Genomic DNA, 2,180 nt, shown 5'->3' with positions numbered 1-2,180 from the left:
CACCTGTCTGGTGGATTGTGGGCATGATGGAAGAATGAAATCTGTCGAACATTCTGGCGATATCATGCAGAGAATCACCTTGCTTATATCTGTCCCAGATAATCGCCTTCTGCTCTGGCGTGTAGTTGATCCGAGTTCTTCGTTTCATGGCAACGTCCCCCTTGATTAAGGATAGCGTTGCATCGAGCCATTGAACTCACAGCCAGAAGCGGACATTGCAAACTCAGGAGTGCATACGCCAGCTCAGAGATGAATATGAGCACAGGTCAGCCAGTCTTTTTTACATGGGTATAAATATCAGGCCGTGTGATGCTCCATGCATAGTTTTCCCGATTAACAGGTTCGTACCCAAATTTTTCATAGAGCCAGGGTGCTGTGGTTGTAAACAACATGATCCTGCGAAGCCGCTCAAAAACTGGATGATGATGTATGCACTGCATCACCCACCTTCCCAGCCCTTCTCCTTGGTATTCCTCAAGGATATATACGTCACAAAGGTAAGCGAACGTAGCGTAATCTGTTATTAATCGCGCGAAACCAATTTGGGTTTCATCGTGATAAACACCGAAATTAAGGCTGTTTTCTACTGATGCACTGACGAGATCCAGATCAATCCCTTTTGCCCATGTTGACCTCGTAAGATAGAGATGGATAGCCTGCACATCCAGTTTCTCCCGGTCTGTACTCACCAAGTAGTTATTCTTATGCCACTCATGTTTCTCTGAAATGTTCACGTTCATTCCTGTTTATGAATTTCCGGGAAGCCTGACCTTAACACTTGATGGAAAATCGCACCATTTTGGACCTCTTCGAAAATATAATCCTGCGCCCTTTTTCAATGAGACATTACGTCCGTTTTTCGCTCATAGCTGCCTTAGGGATTGCCAATGGTGCCTGAGTGCTAAAGCGGACATTGTTGACATCAAGACATACTACTTTTCAAGGAGAAGATCAGCTCCCACACATTAGAACTGGTAGTGATCAGGTATCTGCTGCGTGGTCAAACCAGAAGAGTTGTTTCCAGGGGTAATTAAGTTTTTATCTTTATGCATTTGGACAGCCGCTATAAAAATCTTGGTTATGCTTATAAGCACTGGAAGATACCAGTAATTAAAAGGAGTAACAGCATGAAAAAATTACCATTAGCTTTACTGGCCGCCAGCCTTCTCGTGGTATTCAGTTCACACGCAGAAGCAAAGGCGTGCGTGAAAGGTGCGGTTGTTGGGGGGGTAGCAGGTCATGTCGCTCATCATGGTGTTGCAGGAGCAGCGGCCGGGTGCGCAGTAGGCCATCATGTGGCCAATAAAAAACAAAAAGAAGATAAATCCACACAGCAAAGCCAGAAATAACCAAAAGCAGTATTAAACCGAACTGCTGCGCGTGAATTCACACAACGCTCAGCCATGTCTACAGACACTGATTATCAACTTTCTTTTGATATACGGGGACGCCGTTCCCCGGATAACACAACGATTCTTTGCGATAGATTTCCAGTCGCTCAATGAAGTGCTCACTTAAATTTTCTGACTGCTGGCGCCCTGCCTCTGCCCGGGTCACCGGCAGACTCAGACGCTCTCCTGCCGCGGCTCAATCCACGTTAATAGGGTTGCGCTCTTCTCGGGACCGGGCTGCAGAGTTATGTGACATGATGACCCCTCCGGATAAAGGTTTACCGCCTATGCTGAATAGCAGGAGGTGCTTATGTGTGGACGTTTTGCGCAATACAACAGCAGAAATGATTTTTTCGAAGCTCTGGGCATTGGCTCGGAGGAATTAACCTACGATGCAGAGCCCATCGGCCGTTATAACGTGTCTCCGGGCACGAAGGTCCTGTTACTTAATGAGCGCGACGGCGATCTGAAGTTTGACCCCGTGTACTGGGGCTATGGTCCGGAGTGGTGGGATAAGCCTCCGCTCATCAACGCCCGCAGCGAAACAGCTGCGACAGGGCGTATGTTTAAGCCTTTGTGGAAGCATGGCCGAGTTATTGTGCCGGCATCCGGCTGGTTTGAGTGGAAAAAAGACGGCGACCAAAAACAGCCCTATTTTATTTATCAAAGGGACAAAGAACCGTTGTTTTTTTTGGCCATCGGGAAGCCGCCTTTTGATCGGGAACACGGGCAGGAGGGTTTTGTCATCGTCACCGCTGCCAGCAATCAGGGCATGGTGGACATACCCGA

3 protein-coding genes and 1 pseudogene are annotated in these 2,180 nt (G+C 47.8%); 2 read left to right on the top strand and 2 right to left on the bottom strand.

All coding sequences use genetic code 11. The annotated features are described in order from the left end of the window. Both FT726_RS26875 and FT726_RS26870 read right to left on the bottom strand, forming a co-directional pair. A pseudogene (locus tag FT726_RS26875) lies at nucleotides 1-148 on the bottom strand (IS30 family transposase); the annotation flags it as partial. Nucleotides 149-266: 118 nt separating this feature from the next. Beyond that, complete coding sequence (locus FT726_RS26870) at nucleotides 267-740, bottom strand: GNAT family N-acetyltransferase (protein ID WP_346303805.1); 474 nt, start codon at nucleotides 738-740, stop codon at nucleotides 267-269. Between the two features lie 387 nt (nucleotides 741-1,127). Here FT726_RS26870 and FT726_RS26865 point away from each other — a divergent pair, with 387 nt between their 5' ends. Together FT726_RS26865 and FT726_RS26860 are read left to right on the top strand one after the other, a co-directional pair. Then, nucleotides 1,128-1,349: a hypothetical protein gene (locus tag FT726_RS26865; RefSeq protein WP_346303804.1), complete on the top strand. Its 222-nt coding sequence runs from the start codon at nucleotides 1,128-1,130 to the stop codon at nucleotides 1,347-1,349. Nucleotides 1,350-1,701: 352 nt separating this feature from the next. After that, a partial coding sequence (locus tag FT726_RS26860; RefSeq protein WP_346303803.1) for an SOS response-associated peptidase family protein occupies nucleotides 1,702-2,180 on the top strand: 479 nt, incomplete at its 3' end.

The sequence above is a fragment of the Pantoea sp. Morm genome (assembly GCF_016643525.1).
Taxonomy (GTDB): domain Bacteria; phylum Pseudomonadota; class Gammaproteobacteria; order Enterobacterales; family Enterobacteriaceae; genus Pantoea; species Pantoea dispersa.
This window is presented reverse-complemented; position numbering and strand designations above follow the sequence as displayed.

Coding starts and splice junctions, on each gene's coding strand:
- FT726_RS26865 (WP_346303804.1), top strand. CDS start 1,128: ATGAAAAAATTACCATTAGCTTTACTGGCCGCCAGCCTTCTCGTGGTA.
- FT726_RS26870 (WP_346303805.1), bottom strand. CDS start 740: ATGAACGTGAACATTTCAGAGAAACATGAGTGGCATAAGAATAACTAC.